The organism is Caulobacter sp. SL161, from assembly GCF_026672375.1.
In the GTDB taxonomy this organism is placed as follows: Bacteria; Pseudomonadota; Alphaproteobacteria; order Caulobacterales; family Caulobacteraceae; genus Caulobacter.
Genome location: NZ_JAPPRA010000001.1, coordinates 412,939 through 429,231, shown reverse-complemented (window position 1 = coordinate 429,231; position 16,293 = coordinate 412,939). Strand labels below are relative to the sequence as shown.

Genomic DNA, 16,293 nt, shown 5'->3' with positions numbered 1-16,293 from the left:
CCCAAAGGTCGCTTGAGGCTAGACTCCCCCGTGATGAATCGGAACGGTCAACGGCGCTTTCTGGAGTTCTTCGCCGGCGGCGGCATGGCTCGCCTCGGGCTGGGCGACGCGTGGACCTGCGCCTTCGCCAACGACTTCGATGCGGTCAAGGCCGCGACCTATCGCGCCAATTTCGCGGACGCGGCCGAGCACTTCCAGGAAGGCGATGTTTTCGCGCTCAGCGCCGAGCGCTTGCCCAACGCCGATCTGGCCTGGGCGTCCAGCCCTTGCCAGGACTTCAGCCTCGCGGGGGCGCGCGCGGGTCTGGCGGGCGGGCGCTCGTCGGCCTTCTTCGGCTTCTGGAGTCTGATGCGGGCCCTGTCGGCGCAGGGCCGCGCGCCATCCGTGATCGTGATCGAGAACGTGGTCGGGCTGCTGACCTCGCATGGCGGCGCCGACTTCACTGCGCTTTGCCATGCCCTGCACGAGGAGGGCTATCGCTTCGGCGCGCTGGAGATCGACGCCGGAGCCTTCGTACCTCAATCCCGGCCCCGCGTTTTCATGGTCGCCACGCGAAACCCGCCCGGCGACCTTGTCGGGTCCAGCGCCTTCCACACGCGGGCGGTTCGAGAGGCGGCCGCGCGTTTGCCCGCCGAGCTCAAGGCAGGCTGGATCTGGTGGGGCGCGCCGTCGCCGCCCCCGCGCAATACAGACCTCGCTTCGATGCTGGAGCCCGACGACAGGGCTGTCTGGAACCCGCCGGAACGCACCGCAGCCCTGCTGGCGCTCATGGCGCCATCGCATCGCGCCGCCGTCGAGACGCGCCGGGCCGGGCGGGAGCGGGCCGTGGGCGCGGTCTTCCGGCGCATGCGCGGCGGCGAGCAGCGCGCCGAGGTCCGGTTCGATGGTCTGGCCGGATGCCTGCGGACGCCGCGCGGCGGCTCCTCGCGCCAGACCTTGCTGGTGATCGACGGGGGCGAAGTCCGCTCGCGCCTGATCTCACCCCGCGAGGCCGCGCGCCTGATGGGTCTTCCCGACAGCTACCAGCTGCCCAAGTCGCAGACCGCGGGCTTGCAGGTGATGGGCGATGGCGTCGCCGTCCCCGTCGTGCGCTGGCTGGCCGAAACCCTGCTGGCCCCGCTCGTTGATAGCAAAACTGCAAGCCTCGCCGCCGAATGACCCCCTGACAGCGGCCTGAGGCGGGTCTAGGGTGCCGCCTCCCCGCAACAGGCCCCAGGGTGTTCCGATGGACGACGCTTCCTCCCTCTACGACGCCGCCCGCTTCAAGCGCGCTGGCCGTGGCAAGATCTACGACTCGATCATCGACACGATCGGTGACACCCCGCTGGTGCGCCTGCCGCGTCTGTCCGCCGAACTGAACCCCAAGGCCGAGGTCCTGGCCAAGCTGGAGTTCTTCAACCCGATCGCCTCGGTGAAGGACCGGATCGGCGTCTCGATGATCGAGTCGCTGGAGGCCCAGGGCGTCTTGAAGCCGGGCGCGACGATCATCGAGCCGACCTCGGGTAACACCGGCATCGCGCTGGCGTTCGTGGCGGCCGCCAAGGGCTACAAGCTCACCCTGGTCATGCCCGAGAGCATGTCGATCGAGCGCCGCAAGATGCTGCTGCTGCTCGGCGCCAAGCTGGAACTGACTCCGGCTGAGAAGGGCATGCGCGGCGCGGTCACCCGAGCCCAGGAGCTGATCGAGGCGACCCCGGGCGCGGTGATGCCGCAACAGTTCGAAAACAGCGCCAATCCGCTGATCCATCGCGTCTCGACCGCCGAGGAGATCTGGAACGACACCGCCGGCGCGGTCGACGCGGTGGTCTCGGGCGTCGGGACCGGCGGCACCATCACGGGCATTGGCCAGGCGCTGAAGGCGCGCAAGCCCTCGCTGAAGATGGTGGCGGTGGAGCCCGAGGCCTCGCCGGTGCTGTCGGGCGGCGCGCCGGGTCCGCACAAGATCCAGGGGATCGGCGCTGGCTTCGTGCCCGGCGTGCTGGATCGCGGTGTCATCGACGACATCGTCCAGGTCAGCAACGACGATGCCTTCGCCATGGCCCGCCGCGCGGCGGCCACCGAGGGGCTGCCCGTGGGCATCAGCTCGGGCGCAGCCCTGACGGCGGCGTTCGATCTGGCCTTGCGCGACGAATACAAGGGCAAGACGATCGTGGTGATCATCCCCAGTTTCGCCGAGCGCTACCTGTCGACGGCCCTGTTCGACGGCCTCTAGGCCGCGCGGCCGGGCGCCGTGACCGATGTCTATGACAAGGCCAAGCGCTCGGCCGTCATGGCGCGCGTGCGCAGCCAGGACACCGGGCCTGAGCTGAAGCTGCGACGGCTGCTCACGGGGCTGGGCGCCCGCTATCGCCTGCACCGCAAGGATCTGCCGGGGTCTCCGGACGTGGTCATGCCGGGGCGCAGGCTGGCCTTCTTTGTCCACGGCTGCTTCTGGCACGGTCACGGCTGCGCCCGGGGCGCGCGCGTGCCCAAGGCCAACCGCGACTACTGGCTGGCCAAGGTCGCTCGGAATGTCGCGCGGGATGAGCAGGCCTTGGCGGCTCTGGCGCAGGCCGGATGGCGGACCGAGGTGGTCTGGGAGTGTGCCTTCAAGGACGAAGCGGCCCTGAGCGCCCGGCTTCAGGCGCTGCTCGCGGTGACTTCGGTTCTGAAAGGTTCGACAGCGTCGCGCGCGCCGCCATGACTTGAGCGAGCGCCGAGAACAGTTCTGCCGGATCGATGGGCTTGGCGACATGGGCGTTCATGCCGGCTGCGGCGCAGGCTTCCCAATCCTTGATCGTGGCCGAGGCGGTGACCGCAATGACCGGCGCATCGCGATTGGGGCCCTGGCCGGCGCGGAGCGTGCGGGTCGTCTCGCGCCCGTCCATGCCCGGCATGTAGACGTCCATCAGAATGGCGTCGAAGACCTCGGAGCGAAGAAGTTCAAGGGCCTCTTCCCCGGATTCGGCGAGGGTGGCTTCCACGCCGAAGGGCTGCAGGATCAGTTCGACGGCCCGCCGGTTCACGACGTGATCGTCGACGACCAGCACGCGCAGGCCGCTGATCGATGGGCCCAGCGTCGGAACCACAGGCGCTTCGGCGGCCTCCAGCAATGCCGAAAACCTAAAGTGCGCGCCCTGGCCTAGCGCATTGGACGCTGTCAGATCACCGCCCATCAGGCGCGCGAGCTCGCGGCTGATGGCCAGACCAAGCCCGGACCCGCCGTGCAGGCGAGCCACCGACTCATTGAGTTGATCGAAAGGCGTGAACAGGCGCGGAAGCGCGGCTTCCGGAATGCCTGGACCGGTATCGACCACGTCGACAACCAGCCGCACCTGATCGCCGACGGTCTCGGCTCCCAGCGTCACCGACACGCCGCCGCTTCGGGTGAACTTGGCGGCGTTGGACAACAGGTTGTTGAGCACCTGCTTCAGGCGCATCGCGTCGCCGAGCGTCCACTGCGGGATCGTCGAGGCGCCGACCACGCGCAGCTTCAGTCCCTTGCGGGCGAGCTCCGGGCGCCAGAAGCGCAGCGTATCCGACAGGCTCTGGCGGAGGTTGAACGGCGATTTCTCCACCGACATCCGGCCCGCCTCGAGCCGCGAAAAGTCCAGAAGGTCGTTGAGCAGCGTGCGCATCAGCCCGCCCGCGTCGGCGATCAGCTGGGCGTGCACCTTGGAGCTGGCTTCGGGGGCTTCGCTGTGCAGGCGGCTGGCCCCCGCGAGAATGGCGCTGATCGGCGTGCGAAGTTCGTGACTGATCATGGCGACGAAGGCCGATTTCGCCGCGACGGCTTCTTCGGCCTCGTGGCGGCGACGCTCCGCCTCGGTCTTGGCGTCCGCCTCCGCTTTCAGCGCGGCGTGAAGCGTGTGCGAGGCGATCGCCATCGCCGCGATGAGCAGGAGCGCGCCAAACCACAGGACGTTGGCCAGGGGCGCATCGGGATTGGCCTGCCGGGCCACGATGGGGATGACCAGGAGATAGCTGACGTACGGCGTCGCTGCGGCGATGGTCGCTGAGCGAAGGCCGCCGTGGGCGATGACGACGTTCATCAGCGCCCCGGCCAGCAGCATGCCGCCCAAGGTCGGCGCGAACCGGGCGTCGGACGCGAATAGGGGAATCGCCAGGAATCCGAAGACGGCGGAGGTTAGAAAGGGCAGGGCGATGACGGAGAAGCGGCGCCAGCGATCACGGTTGCTCTGTGGTCGCTTGATGAGTTTGAGCGCCAGCCAGGTCTCCAGGAACTGGGTCGCAGTGTAGAGCGCTCCCCAGATCCAAACCCAGCGCAAGCCAACGACGAGGTGCAGGATCGCGCAGATCGCTATGGTCGAGCCAAGGCGCAAATACGTGTTGACGCGTCGCGAGGCGATAGCGCGTTCCACGTCAATATCCTTCGTCTCGGCGCTCATGGGCGCTCCGCCCCCCCAAGGAGATCGCAGAGCAATCCCTTATTCAAAAACCCTAGTCACGAGGGGCTAAGAGGAAATGAAAGACCGGCGTTTCGTCAACGGCTTGGGCGCGCGGCGCGCGCCGAAAGATTTTTGCGCGTTCCCGGCGCCGGGGGCGGGTTTTGGGGCACAAAATCCCAAGGGGGGGCGGCCGGTGCGCCCGGCCTGGAGACCTCGGTCGCGCGTCCGTGCTAGTTCGGCGGTCCGAACGCGCGCGCGACATCGGCCGGGTCCACGCCCTCCAGTTCGAGACGCTTCAGCCGCGCGGTTTCGCCAGCCGCCAGCCGTACGGCCGAGCGAGGAATCTTCAGGGTCTTTGCCACAAAGGCGATGAGGGCCGCATTCGCCGCGCCCTCGACTGGCGGACTGGCGACCCTCACCTTCAGATAGGGGCGGCCGTCGGCGTCAAGCGCCCAACCCTCGGCGGCGTCGCGCCCGCCCCTCGGGGTCAGGCGCACCACGAGCGTCACCGCCACGCCGTCAGCCGAGAAGAGCGATCAGCGTGCCTTGAAGCGCAGGCAGCAGATAGTTCTGCACGCCCGAAATGATCAGCAGGACAATGATCGGGCTGATGTCGACGCCGCCCAGCGACGGGATCATGCGTTGGAACGGGCGAAGCACCGGTCCGGTCACGCGATCCAGGAAATCCAGCACCTGGTACACAGCGGTGTTACGGCGGTTGATCACGTCGAACGCGACCAGCCAGCTGAGGATCGCCGAGATGACGATGGCCCACCAAAGGAGGCTGAGCAGGCCGCCGAGGATGAAGAAAACGAATTGAATGATGGCGGTCATGGGTTTCCCGTCCGGACTTTCCGCTTCTTGCCGCGCCACGCGCGCGCTGGCAAGCAAGGAGCCGCTTGACGAGCGCGCTTTGGGGCCGTATCTCCGCCGCTCCTTGGGGCCGTAGCTCAGATGGTAGAGCGCCTCGTTCGCAATGAGGAGGTCAGGGGTTCGATTCCCCTCGGCTCCACCAAGGACCTCCTTTAGCCTCGACCAAGACCCGATCGGATCGCCCACTGGGCTCCGTCCGCATTTTCTTGCCTAACGTCGCGTGCGCCCCTGCGACGACTCGCCACAGCCTAGAGCGTGAGGCCGAAAGTGGGAACCGGTTTCGGCTATTCTCACGCTCTAAGTGTTTGATTTAGAGCCTTTTTAACGCCTGAAATCGATTCCGATTTCAGGCTAAAGGCTCTAGGTTCGAGGAACAGCGGCGCCTCGCCGGCAAGATCGGCCAGCGTCCCATTCGCTGTGGGGCGGGCATGGGGCCAGGATCAGGCGCGAGCCTGCTCTGGGGGCGACCATCAGGCGTTTTTGGTGCGGACCGCGCTATCGATCCGCCCTGGCCCTTGTTCTGCGGTCGGGGGCGGAGCTCCGGACTCCACCCCCGCGCAGCGATTTCAGGCCAGGGCCGCTTCGGCCACGGCTTCGGCGGTGATGCCGAACTCTTTGTACAGGCGCTCGAACGGAGCCGAGGCGCCGAAGCCTTTCATGCCGACGAACTTGCCGTTCTCGCCAATGAAGCGCTCCCAGCCCATCTTGACGCCCGCTTCGACGGCGACGCGCACCGGGGCCTTGCCGATGACGGCGGCCTGGTAGGCGGCCGGCTGCTGGTCGAACAGTTCCCAGCAAGGCGTGGAGACCACGCGGGTCGGCTTGCCCTTGGCCTGCAGGATGTCGCGCGCGGCGACGGCGACGCCGACCTCGGTGCCTGAGGCGAAGATCGTCACCTGAGCCTCACCGCCCTCGGCCGCCAGAAGCTCGTAGGCGCCCTTGGCCGACAGATCGCCGCCCTGGGTGCGGACGTGCGCCGTCTTCTGGCGCGACAGGGTCATCACCGACGGGGTGCGTTGGTGCAGCAGCGCCGCCTTCCAGCACTCGGCGGCCTCGACGGCATCGGCCGGACGGAAGACCAGCAGGTTCGGAATGGCGCGCAAGCTGGCCACATGTTCGACCGGCTGGTGGGTGGGACCGTCTTCGCCGAGACCGATGGAGTCGTGGGTCATCACATGGACGACGCGGGCCTCCATCAGGGCGCCCAGACGGATGGCCGCGCGGCTGTAGTCGGCGAAGGCCAGGAAGGTGCCCGAATACGGGATGATCCCGCCGTGCAGGGCCATGCCGTTCATGGCTGCGGCCATGCCGAACTCGCGCACGCCGTAGTGGACGTAGCGGCCCTCGTAGCCGGGGGCGTCGAAGGCGCCCATGCCCTTGACCAGGGTGTTGTTCGAGCCGGTCAGGTCGGCCGAGCCGCCGATCATCTCGGGGATCGCCGGGATCAGGTGCTCCAGGGCCGAGCCGGAGTGAACGCGGGTGGCGTTGACCGGCTTGGCTTCCAGCGCCTTGGCGATGTGGGCGTCCAGCGCCTCGAAGGCGTTGGCCGGCAGCTCACCCTTCATGGCGCGGGTGAAGTCGGCGCCCTTGGCCGAGGCGGCCAGCTTGGCCTCCCAGGCCTTGCGGACCTTGGCGCCGCGACGGCCGACGCTCTTCCAGGCCTTGGCGATGTCGTCGGGCACGGTGAAGGGCGCGGCGTCCCAGCCCATTGCGACGCGCGAAGCGGCGATCTCGTTGTCGAACAGGGTGTAGCCGTGGCTGTGGGGGTCGCCTTCCTTGGGGCCCGCGCCCTTGGAGATCAGCGTCTTGCACGCGATCATGGTCGGGCGATCCTGCTTGGTGGCCCAGCGCAGGGCGGCGGCGATCTTGCCGTGGTCATGGCCGTCGACGACCTTGACCGCCCAGCCGGCGGCCTTGAAGCGGGCGACCTGGTCGCCGGTCTCGGCGATCGTCGCCTCGCCGTCGATGGTGGTGTTGTTGTCGTCGAAGAGGACCGTCAGCTTGGACAGCTTCAGGCGTCCGGCGATGCTGATGGCCTCATGGCTGACGCCTTCCATCAGGCAGCCGTCGCCGGCGATCACCCAGGTGCGGTGATCGACGAGGTCCGAGCCGTAGCGGGCGGCCAGATGCGCCTCGGCCATGGCCATGCCGACGGCCGTGGCCAGACCTTGGCCCAGCGGCCCGGTCGTGGTCTCGACGCCCGGCGTGTGATGCACTTCCGGGTGACCGGGGGTCAACGCCCCCCACTGACGGAAGTTCTCGATCTCCTTCATGGTCATGGCCTTGAAGCCGGTCAGATGCAGCAGGGAATAGAGCAGCATCGAACCGTGACCGGCCGACAGCACGAAGCGGTCGCGGTCGGCCCAGTCAGGCTTGGACGCGTCGAATTTCAGGAACTTGCCCCACAGGACCGTCGCCACGTCGGCCATGCCCATCGGCATGCCTTGGTGGCCGGACTTCGCCTTGTGCACGGCGTCCATGGAGAGGACGCGGATCGCGTCGGCCATCTTGATGGGCGAAACGGGCATGGGGGCTTCCGTCTTTATATGTTTTGCAGGGCTGCGCGAGGGGCGCACTCGCATGGGAACCCCCGGGGGTCAACCCGCGCAGGGCGGCTAAGGCCGCGCGGAACGCCTGTCGTGGACGCTATGCAACATCGTCCGTCGGCGTTATAGGTGGAGGCAGACTTATGCTCAATTTCAGCATAACCCGGAAAGGCCGGTCCCTTGGGTAGTCCGTCGTTCTTCTCGCCCTACCGTCACGGTTTCGTCCGGGTCGCGACCGCCGTGCCGAAGGTCAAGCTGGCGGATCCCGCCGCCAATGCTCAGAACATCGTGGCTCTGGCCCGCGAGGCCCATGCGGCGGGCGTGGCTGTGGTCGTGTTCCCGGAACTGGGGCTGACGGGCTACACGATCGACGACCTTCTGCAGCAAGAGGCTTTGCTGGACGCGGTTGAGGCCGCGATCGCCACCCTGACCGAGGCCAGCGCAGGCCTGGCGCCGATGATCGTGGTCGGAGGTCCGCTGCGCGATTCCGGCCGTCTCTACAACACCGCGATCATCATCCAGGGTGGCAAGGTGCTGGGCGTGGTCCCCAAAAGCTTTCTGCCCAACTATCGCGAGTTCTACGAGCGTCGCTGGTTCACGCCGGGCGCCGGCGTGACGGGCAAGACCCTGACCCTGGCCGGCCAGGCCGTTCCGTTCGGGACCGACATTCTGTTCCGGGGCGAGGGCGTCGCCCCGTTCACGGTGGGCGTCGAGATCTGCGAGGATGTCTGGACCCCGACCCCGCCCAGCACCGCCCAGGCCCTGGCCGGTGCGGAGATCCTGCTGAACCTGTCGGCCAGCAACATCACCATCGGCAAGTCCGAAACGCGGCGTCTGCTCTGCGCCAGTCAGTCCTCGCGGATGATCGCGGCCTATGTCTATTCGGCGGCCGGCGCGGGCGAGAGCTCGACCGACCTGGCCTGGGACGGCCATGTCGATATCCATGAAATGGGCGCGCTGCTCGTCGAGACCCCGCGGTTTTCGACCGGTCCAGCTTGGACCTTCGCCGATGTGGACGTCCAGCGCATTCGGCAGGAGCGGATGCGCGTCGGCAGCTTCGGCGACGCCATGGCCCTGTCGCCGGCCTCGACCCCGTTCCGGATCGTTCCGTTCGCCTTTGACGCGCCCGACGGCGACCTGGCGCTGGCCCGGCCGATCGAACGCTTTCCGTTCACGCCGTCCGACCCAGCCAGGCTGCGTGAGAACTGCTACGAGGCCTACAACATCCAGGTCCAGGGCCTGGCGCGGCGCCTCGAGGCTTCGGGTCTCAAGAAGCTCGTCATCGGTATTTCCGGGGGGCTCGACTCCACCCAGGCTCTGCTGGTGGCGGCCAAGGCCATGGACCAGCTGGGCCTGCCGCGCAGCAACATCCTGGCCTACACCCTGCCGGGCTTTGCGACGTCCGATCGCACCAAGTCCAACGCCTGGGCGCTGATGAAGGCGATGGCGGTCACCGCCGCCGAGCTCGATATCCGTCCGGCTGCGACCCAGATGCTCAAGGACCTCGACCACCCGTTCGGGCGCGGCGAGGCGGTCTATGACGTCACCTTCGAGAATGTGCAGGCCGGCCTGCGAACCGACTATCTGTTCCGTCTGGCCAACCACAACGCCGCCCTGGTCGTCGGCACGGGCGACCTGTCTGAGCTGGCGCTGGGCTGGTGCACCTACGGGGTTGGCGACCACATGAGCCACTACAACCCCAACTGCGGCGCGCCCAAGACGCTGATCCAGCACCTGATCCGCTTCGTGGCCCATTCGGGAGACGTCGACGCCGAGACCACGGCTCTGCTGGAAGACATCCTCGCGACCGAGATCTCACCGGAGTTGGTGCCCGGCGAGGCGGTTCAGGCGACCGAGAGTTTCGTCGGCCCCTACGCCCTGCAGGACTTCAATCTCTACTACATGACCCGCTACGGCATGGCGCCGTCCAAGATCGCGTTCCTCGCCTGGAGCGCCTGGCATGACGCCGACAAGGGCGGCTGGCCCGCGGGGCTGCCGGAGGCCGCGCGCCGCGTCTACGACCTGCCCGAGATCAAGCGCTGGCTGGAGCTGTTCCTGAAGCGGTTCTTCGCCAACCAGTTCAAGCGCTCGGCCGTGCCCAATGGGCCGAAAATCTCGTCGGGCGGCGCGTTGTCGCCGCGGGGGGACTGGCGCATGCCGTCGGATGCGACAGGCGACGCCTGGCTGGCGGAACTGCGTTGCGGCGTTCCAGCGTGATGAAAATTCTTCGCTACCGCCCGCTTTGCCTCTAAGCAGTCGGCGCAACAGCGTCCGGTCGGGACGCGAGACTGAAAGTCGCGTGGGGACAACACTTGGTGGCGATCTATCCGGTGATCCTGTGCGGGGGCTCGGGCACCCGCCTCTGGCCCGCGTCGCGTAGCGACCAGCCCAAGCAATTCCTGAAACTCGTGGGCGATCGCTCTTCCTTCCAGGAGACTGTCCTGCGGGTGAAGGACATTCCCGGCGTGGCCGAGGTGGTCGTGGTCACCGGCGAGGCGATGGTCGAGTTCGTCGCCGAGCAGACCGCCGAGATCGGCGCCTGGACCACGATCCTGGTCGAACCCGAGGCTCGCGACAGCGCGCCGGCTGTGGCGGCGGCGGCGGCCTATGTCGAGGCCCAGGATCCGGCCGGCGTCGTGCTGATGCTGGCCGCCGACCACCACATCGCCCAGCCCGAAATCTTCCAGCAGGCCGCCCTTACCGCCGCCAAGGCGGCCGAGCAGGGCTATATCGTCACGTTCGGGGTTCAACCGACGGTCCCGGCGACCGGCTTCGGTTATATCCGCCCTGGCGCGCCGCTTCTGGATGGTTCGGTGCGTGAGGTCGCCGCTTTCGTCGAGAAGCCTGACCAGGCGACCGCCGAGCGCTATCTTCTGGAAGGCTATCTCTGGAACAGCGGCAATTTCGCGTTCCAGGCGGCGACCTTGCTGGGCGAGTTCGAGACCTTTGAGCCGTCGGTCGCCGCCGCCGCCAAGGCGTGCGTGGCCAGCCTGCAGCTGGAGGCCGGCATCGGCCGCCTGGATCGCGAGGCCTTCGCCCAGGCTAAGAAGATCTCGCTCGACTACGCCATCATGGAGCGCACGCAGAAGGCCGCTGTCGCCCCTGCGGCGTTCGCCTGGTCGGACCTTGGGGCCTGGGACGCGATCTGGGAGGCCTCCACCCGCGACGGCGACGGCAACGCCCAGACGGGCGACGTTGACCTGCACGGCTCGTCCAATGTTCTGGTGCGCTCGACGGGTCCCTATGTCGGCGTGATCGGGGTCAACGACATCGTCGTCGTGGCCGAGCCCGACGCGGTGCTGGTCTGCCATCGCAAGGACAGTCAGGCGGTGAAGACCTTGGTCGATGGCCTGAAGGCCAAGGGCCGCTCCATCGCCTCGCGCAAGAGCGCCTCGCCAAACGGGACCGAGACCCTGGTCTCGACCGACGGCTTCGATGTGGAGTTGCGTCGCGTACCGGCGGGAGAGACCTTGATGCTGCCGGTATCGACGCTTCAGGTGCTGGAAGGCGTGATCGAGATGGACGGCGACGTCTATGCTGCGGGCGCGATCATCGCCCTGGACGACTCGGTTCAGGCTCGGGCGATCGGGGCGGCGACCTTGCTGGTCACGAAGCCGCGTTGATCACCCGGTCCATCTCCAGGATCGCCAAGGCGATGTGGTAGAACGAGCTGGCCGGGGCGGGCTCTTCTATGAAGGTTTCGTCGGGCTGGTACTTGTCGCGCCAGAGGCCGGGGATCGCCGTGCGCAGATAGACCATCAGGCCCTCGGCGGCGGCGGCGGCCATGTCCCAGTATCGCGCCTGGCCGGTGATCTCCGCCGCCAGCACGGCCGCCTTGATCCGCTCGGTTTGGGGCCACAGTCGGGCGCCGTCGTCGTGGCTCGAGAAATCATCGAGCAGGGCGTTGATCGCCACGCCTCGCGATAGGTCAACGCCGTGGGTCTCGGCGTCATCGATCATGCGCAAGGCCGCCGCCGTAGCGTCGGCGCGGCCGGCAAGCTGGCCCCAGCGCATCAGCAGCCAGCCCCATTCGAACTGATGCCCCGGCTCGCAGATCCGACCCGCGACCCCTGGCGCGGGGTTCCAGTCGAGGTCGAAGAACTCACGGATCTGGCCGCTGGGCGCGTGAATGAACCTGGAGAGCGCCAGTTCGGCGATCTCGTCAGCCAGGGTGCGCCAGATAGGGTCCTTGTCGATCTCGTTCCAGGCCAGCATGGCCTCGAACAGATGCATGTGCGGATTGGACTGCAGAGGCGCTGAGGGCGGGTTCGTCTGGTGGAAGCCCGCGATGGGATGCTTGCGTTCGGCGATCAGGCGCTCGCGCACCACAAGGGCCAGCGTCCGCGCGTCGTCGGCGCGGTCGGGCAGCGCCTTGGCGACCGCCGCCAGGGCGAAGAGGGCGAAGGCCTGATCATAGAGGTCGGCGGTGTCATCCAAGCTCTCGCCGTTCGGGCCCACAAGGGTGCGGAACTGGCCATCGGATCGACGGTAGGCGGACAGGAAGTAGGCCAGGCCGTGTTCGACAGCCGCGCGCCAGGGGCCGCGCCAGCCCAGGTCGCCGGCGATCGCATAGGCGTAGATTTGTCGCGGCAGGACGCGACCGCGACGGGGGCCATCCACCGCCTGACCATCGAGATCGATCTTCTCGAAGAAGCCGCCCTTCGCCCGATCAGCGCCGACCTCCCACCAGATCGGATAGGCCGCCTCGACCGCCCAGGTCTTCAGGCGGTCGCGAAGGCGGGCGGCGTCGGCGAAAGCGTTGGTCATCGGGGGCTCCATCGGCGTGACCCTTCTAGGCGAGGTTGCGTGACGAGGCCAAGACGGCGGCTTGGCGATTCTGCGCCCGCCGGGTTAGTGCTCGGGCCATGACCAGTCCGCCTGCTCCCCCGCCCCTGAAGGCCGTGTTCCTGGATCGCGACGGTGTGCTCAATATCGATCACGGCTATGTTCACGATCCCGCCAAGCTGGACTGGATCGAGGGCGCGCGCGACGCGGTCGCGGCGATGACGCGGGCGGGCCTGAAGGTGCTGGTGGTCACCAACCAGTCTGGGATCGGCCGGGGCTATTTCGACGAGCCGGCGCTGGAGCGCTTTCATGCCGCCATGCAGGCGCAGCTGGCGCAGGTGGGCGGGCGGATCGACGCCTTCTACCATTGCCCCTTCCATGAAACGGCGGCCGTTGAGGCCTACCGCGTGGCCGATCACCCCGACCGCAAGCCCAATCCCGGCATGATCTTGCGAGGTCTGGCCGAATGGGGTCTGCGACCTGAGGAGGCGGTGATCATCGGCGACCGGGACATCGACGTCGAGGCCGGACGGCGGGCGGGCATGCCGGGCTATCTGTTCGCAGGCGGAAGTCTTCGCGCCTTTGTCGGGGCGGTGCTGGGTGACCGCGTTCCGGCGCTGAAATGAAGATCCTGCAGTTTGGCCGCACCGGCCAGGTCGCCACGGCGATGCAGGCGGCGGCGCGGGGGCGGGTGGAGATCATCGCCCTGTCACGGGCGGACTGCGACCTTGCTGATTCCGAGCGCATCCGGGCCGCAATCAAGGCGGCGGATTGCGATCTCGTCGTCAACACCGCCGCCTTCACCCATGTCGACCCGGCCGAGGCCGCGCCGGAGGCGGCTTTCGCGGTCAACGCCCACGCTCCGGCGGCGATGGCCGAGGCCTGCGCCGAGCGGGGGCTGCCGTTCGTGCACCTGTCGACCGACGCGGTGTTCGACGGCCAAACAGACCGCGCCTATGTCGAGACCGATCGCGCCGAGCCGATCAACGTCTATGGGCGTTCCAAGCGAGCCGGTGAGCAAGCTGTCCTTGTCTACCCAAAAGCGGTCGTGCTGCGGATCTCGTGGGTCTTCTCGCGATACGGGCGCAACTATGTGAGCTTCATACTCAAGCTCGCGCGAGAGCGAGAGGTGCTCAAGGTAGTCGCTGACCAGTTCGGCACGCCGACCGACGGCGAGGCGCTGGCTGATTTCCTTATCGCTACCGCGCCGCGCTGGGCGGCCGCGCCGGCGGATGATCACGCTTTCGGCCTCTTTCATTTCGCCAATGCGGGCGAGACCAGCCGCTTCGACTTCGCCAAGGCTGCGATCGATCGCGATCCGCTGGCCAAGGCTAAGCTAGAACCCACCACCCAGGCCGCCTTCGCCGAGCCCGCGCCGCGACCGCCGCGCTCGCCGCTCGATACCGCCAAGCTGCGCGCGGTGTTCGGCGTCTCACCCGAAGCGTGGCGACCAGCGGTCGAGCGCACCGCTGACCGGCTGGTCGCCACGGGCCTCGCCGGCTAATCGCTGGCGCGAGCGGCGCGCCCGCGATAAACCGGGCGCCGACTTCCCCATAAAATACAGCGCAAGAGACCCATGCAGATCTTCCTCGACAGCACCGACACCAAGGTCATCGCGGATCTGGCCTCGACCGGCCTGATCGACGGCGTGACCACCAACCCGACCCTGATCGCCAAGTCGGGCCGGCCGATGCTGGAGGTGATCGCCGAGATCTGCGACATCGTCCCGGGCCCGATCAGCGCCGAGGTGGCCGCCACCACGGCTGACGCCATGATCGCCGAAGGTCAGAAGCTGGCCAAGATCGCGCCGAACGTCGTGGTCAAGATCCCGCTGACCCGCGATGGCCTGATCGCCTGCGCCGCCTTCGCGGACGAAGAGATCAAGACCAACGTCACCCTGTGCTTCTCGCCGACCCAGGCCCTGCTGGCTGCCAAGGCCGGCGCGACCTACATCTCGCCGTTCATCGGCCGCCTCGACGACTATGGTTTCGACGGCATGGACCTGATCCGCGACATCCGCGCGATCTACGACAACTATGGCTACGAGACCGAGATCCTGGCCGCCTCGGTGCGTAACGCCGCCCACGTCAAGGAAGCTGCGATCGTCGGCGCCGACGTGGTCACTATCCCGCCGGCAGTGTTCAGCGACCTCTACAAGCACCCGCTGACCGACAAGGGTCTCGAGCAGTTCCTGAAGGACTGGGCTTCGACGGGTCAGTCGATCCTCTAAGACGTTCAGCCTCCCGACGGGCTTCGCGCTCGCTCGGGAGGCGAGTTTCTGATCAAAGAGTATTTCGCAGCGGCGAAGTCAGTTCGCAAATGCGGTCTGACGCGTTAGAGGTGGTCCGTTCACAGAGGGCCACCCCCATGGTTCCCCCAAGAGGTTCGGCGACCGCCGAGACCGAAGTTCGCCTGACCGGACCGGAGGAAGCCGATCGCTTTTCCCGGTTCCTGCAAGGCTTCCTCTCGGCCAACGGCTTTCCGTTCGTGATCGTTCACGACACCCCTGAATTCCTGGGCCAACTGCGCCGCGTGGTGTTCGAGGACGCGGGCCTCAGCGATAAGTTCGCCCGGGAATGGACCTCGCGGCGCGGCACGGCGGGAACCGCCTGAGCGCCTATTTTTTCTCAACGCCCGTTGACTTGGCCGGCGGCGACTTGCGAGACCGCCTGGGCTTGATCAGCGCCAGCAGGTGATGGTGCTCGCCCTCGCCCGGCATGGTGGGCGAGGGATCCGTCGCCTTGGACGGGCGTGGCGGTGGCAGGTCGGTTCGGGCCGAGTCTTCTGACAGCAAATGAGCCGACAGCATCAGGTCGGTCTTGACCGGACCGAAGTCGGCCGCCGCCGTCCAGACCCGGATCGCCGCCTGGGCGTAGGCCTCAGACAGGTCGGTGACCTCGATCATCGGGGCGGGGTCCTGACGGATGCGCGCGTCGTTCTCGGCCCGCTCGCGCAGACGTTTGAGCACCGCCACCAGATCCGTCTTCAGGGGAACCTTGAACAGCACGTCCACCCGGCGATTGCGGTGGGTCGAGTAGTTCAGGATCACATCCCCAAAGACCTTGCTGTTGGGGATCATCACCTTGACGTTGTCAGGCGTAGCGATCTCGGTGAACAGCAGGTCCAGCGACTTGACCGTGCCCTGACGCGTCGCCGTCTCGATGAAGTCGCCGACCTTGTAGGGGCGGAACAGCAGGATCATCACGCCGGCGGCCACGTTCGACAGGGCGCCTTGCAGCGCCAGGCCGATGGCCAGGGACGCCGCCCCGAGAACCGCGATGATCGAGGTCGCCTGCACGCCCAGTTGCTGGAGCACGGCGACCAGGCCAACGGCGACGATGGCGTAGCGGGCCAGGGAGGCGGCGAAGCTCTCCAGGGTCGGGTCCGGATTGTTGCGATGGACGCGCGTCAGGGTCCGGCGCATGAACCGCGCGGCCCAACCGGCGGCCCAGAAGGTGACCGCCAGGATCAGGGCGGCGACCACCAGGTTCACGGCCAACTGGCCCAGCCAGTCGAGGAAATGGCTGAGCATGGTCTCATCGGCCCTGACGTTGGCGAGGGATGGCAGCGCGGCGTCGGCCGGGATGATGCTGGGCTTGGTCGTCATGGATGTCTCGATAGGCGCCCCCGCGCGCCGAGGTCAACGCGCTGAAGCTTCCAGGGTTCTGCTTGCCAGCCGCGGGAAACAGTCGGTTACATCA

The 16,293-nt window shown here is 67.5% G+C and carries 15 protein-coding genes and 1 tRNA gene; 10 read left to right on the top strand and 6 right to left on the bottom strand.

From position 1 onward, the window contains the following. Positions 1-33: 33 nt before the first annotated feature. From OVA11_RS02210 to OVA11_RS02200, 3 genes are all read left to right on the top strand, one after another. Positions 34-1,158 carry a DNA cytosine methyltransferase gene (locus OVA11_RS02210; protein ID WP_268065832.1) on the top strand — a complete coding sequence of 375 codons (1,125 nt, stop codon included), beginning with the start codon at positions 34-36 and terminating at the stop codon, positions 1,156-1,158. Between the two features lie 67 nt (positions 1,159-1,225). Further along, positions 1,226-2,212 (top strand): cysteine synthase A, encoded by a 987-nt coding sequence (cysK, locus tag OVA11_RS02205; RefSeq protein ID WP_268065831.1) that lies wholly within the window; start codon positions 1,226-1,228, stop codon positions 2,210-2,212. Between the two features lie 18 nt (positions 2,213-2,230). Next, a complete protein-coding gene (locus OVA11_RS02200; RefSeq protein WP_268065830.1) occupies positions 2,231-2,683 on the top strand; it encodes a very short patch repair endonuclease in 453 nt (150 codons plus the stop codon). Here OVA11_RS02200 and OVA11_RS02195 read toward each other — a convergent pair. From OVA11_RS02195 to OVA11_RS02185, 3 genes are all read right to left on the bottom strand, one after another. Next, positions 2,589-4,388, bottom strand: coding sequence for an ATP-binding protein (locus OVA11_RS02195; RefSeq protein WP_268065829.1), 1,800 nt, complete (start codon positions 4,386-4,388; stop codon positions 2,589-2,591). The two genes, OVA11_RS02200 and OVA11_RS02195, sit on opposite strands and share 95 nt — an antisense overlap. A 230-nt stretch (positions 4,389-4,618) precedes the next feature. Then, positions 4,619-4,903: a DUF167 domain-containing protein gene (locus tag OVA11_RS02190; protein WP_268065828.1), complete on the bottom strand. Its 285-nt coding sequence runs from the start codon at positions 4,901-4,903 to the stop codon at positions 4,619-4,621. Positions 4,904-4,907: 4 nt separating this feature from the next. Next, positions 4,908-5,222, bottom strand: coding sequence for a YggT family protein (locus OVA11_RS02185; RefSeq protein ID WP_268065827.1), 315 nt, complete (start codon positions 5,220-5,222; stop codon positions 4,908-4,910). A 105-nt stretch (positions 5,223-5,327) separates the two neighbouring features. Between OVA11_RS02185 and OVA11_RS02180 the strand changes: the two genes are divergently transcribed. Beyond that, a tRNA-Ala gene (locus tag OVA11_RS02180) sits at positions 5,328-5,403 on the top strand. 424 nt (positions 5,404-5,827) lie between these two features. On the opposite strand, the gene tkt is transcribed toward OVA11_RS02180, so the two are convergent. Beyond that, positions 5,828-7,789 carry a transketolase gene (gene tkt / locus OVA11_RS02175; protein WP_268065826.1) on the bottom strand — a complete coding sequence of 654 codons (1,962 nt, stop codon included), beginning with the start codon at positions 7,787-7,789 and terminating at the stop codon, positions 5,828-5,830. Between the two features lie 198 nt (positions 7,790-7,987). On the opposite strand from tkt, the gene OVA11_RS02170 reads away from it, so the two are divergent. Together OVA11_RS02170 and OVA11_RS02165 are read left to right on the top strand one after the other, a co-directional pair. After that, positions 7,988-10,024 carry an NAD(+) synthase gene (locus OVA11_RS02170; protein WP_268065825.1) on the top strand — a complete coding sequence of 679 codons (2,037 nt, stop codon included), beginning with the start codon at positions 7,988-7,990 and terminating at the stop codon, positions 10,022-10,024. Positions 10,025-10,119: 95 nt separating this feature from the next. Beyond that, positions 10,120-11,430 (top strand): mannose-1-phosphate guanylyltransferase/mannose-6-phosphate isomerase, encoded by a 1,311-nt coding sequence (locus OVA11_RS02165; RefSeq protein ID WP_268065824.1) that lies wholly within the window; start codon positions 10,120-10,122, stop codon positions 11,428-11,430. Here OVA11_RS02165 and OVA11_RS02160 read toward each other — a convergent pair. Beyond that, positions 11,414-12,574 carry an AGE family epimerase/isomerase gene (locus tag OVA11_RS02160; protein WP_268065823.1) on the bottom strand — a complete coding sequence of 387 codons (1,161 nt, stop codon included), beginning with the start codon at positions 12,572-12,574 and terminating at the stop codon, positions 11,414-11,416. The genes OVA11_RS02165 and OVA11_RS02160 overlap by 17 nt on opposite strands. A gap of 98 nt (positions 12,575-12,672) precedes the next feature. Here OVA11_RS02160 and OVA11_RS02155 point away from each other — a divergent pair, with 98 nt between their 5' ends. From OVA11_RS02155 to OVA11_RS02140, 4 genes are all read left to right on the top strand, one after another. After that, the gene (locus OVA11_RS02155) at positions 12,673-13,218 is read left to right on the top strand and encodes a D-glycero-alpha-D-manno-heptose-1,7-bisphosphate 7-phosphatase (RefSeq protein WP_268065822.1); all 546 of its coding nucleotides are present in this window, start codon (positions 12,673-12,675) and stop codon (positions 13,216-13,218) included. Continuing rightward, positions 13,215-14,096: a dTDP-4-dehydrorhamnose reductase gene (rfbD, locus tag OVA11_RS02150; RefSeq protein WP_268065821.1), complete on the top strand. Its 882-nt coding sequence runs from the start codon at positions 13,215-13,217 to the stop codon at positions 14,094-14,096. Before OVA11_RS02155 ends, rfbD begins: the two co-directional genes overlap by 4 nt. Positions 14,097-14,168: 72 nt before the next feature. Next, entirely contained in the window at positions 14,169-14,822 is a 654-nt protein-coding gene (gene fsa / locus OVA11_RS02145; protein ID WP_010921441.1) for a fructose-6-phosphate aldolase, read from the top strand. A gap of 137 nt (positions 14,823-14,959) precedes the next feature. Further along, positions 14,960-15,205 carry a hypothetical protein gene (locus tag OVA11_RS02140; protein ID WP_024265984.1) on the top strand — a complete coding sequence of 82 codons (246 nt, stop codon included), beginning with the start codon at positions 14,960-14,962 and terminating at the stop codon, positions 15,203-15,205. A gap of 4 nt (positions 15,206-15,209) precedes the next feature. On the opposite strand, the gene OVA11_RS02135 is transcribed toward OVA11_RS02140, so the two are convergent. Next, complete coding sequence (locus tag OVA11_RS02135; protein WP_268065820.1) at positions 15,210-16,199, bottom strand: mechanosensitive ion channel family protein; 990 nt, start codon at positions 16,197-16,199, stop codon at positions 15,210-15,212. Between the last annotated feature and the right edge of the window lie 94 nt (positions 16,200-16,293).

Bases quoted from the DNA above. Each gene is read 5' to 3' on its own strand.
- OVA11_RS02210 (WP_268065832.1), top strand. From the start codon at position 34: ATGAATCGGAACGGTCAACGGCGCTTTCTGGAGTTCTTCGCCGGCGGC.
- OVA11_RS02160 (WP_268065823.1), bottom strand. From the start codon at position 12,574: ATGACCAACGCTTTCGCCGACGCCGCCCGCCTTCGCGACCGCCTGAAG.
- tkt (WP_268065826.1), bottom strand. From the start codon at position 7,789: ATGCCCGTTTCGCCCATCAAGATGGCCGACGCGATCCGCGTCCTCTCC.
- rfbD (WP_268065821.1), top strand. From the start codon at position 13,215: ATGAAGATCCTGCAGTTTGGCCGCACCGGCCAGGTCGCCACGGCGATG.
- OVA11_RS02195 (WP_268065829.1), bottom strand. From the start codon at position 4,388: ATGAGCGCCGAGACGAAGGATATTGACGTGGAACGCGCTATCGCCTCG.
- cysK (WP_268065831.1), top strand. From the start codon at position 1,226: ATGGACGACGCTTCCTCCCTCTACGACGCCGCCCGCTTCAAGCGCGCT.
- OVA11_RS02140 (WP_024265984.1), top strand. From the start codon at position 14,960: ATGGTTCCCCCAAGAGGTTCGGCGACCGCCGAGACCGAAGTTCGCCTG.
- fsa (WP_010921441.1), top strand. From the start codon at position 14,169: ATGCAGATCTTCCTCGACAGCACCGACACCAAGGTCATCGCGGATCTG.
- OVA11_RS02155 (WP_268065822.1), top strand. From the start codon at position 12,673: ATGACCAGTCCGCCTGCTCCCCCGCCCCTGAAGGCCGTGTTCCTGGAT.
- OVA11_RS02185 (WP_268065827.1), bottom strand. From the start codon at position 5,222: ATGACCGCCATCATTCAATTCGTTTTCTTCATCCTCGGCGGCCTGCTC.
- OVA11_RS02135 (WP_268065820.1), bottom strand. From the start codon at position 16,199: ATGACGACCAAGCCCAGCATCATCCCGGCCGACGCCGCGCTGCCATCC.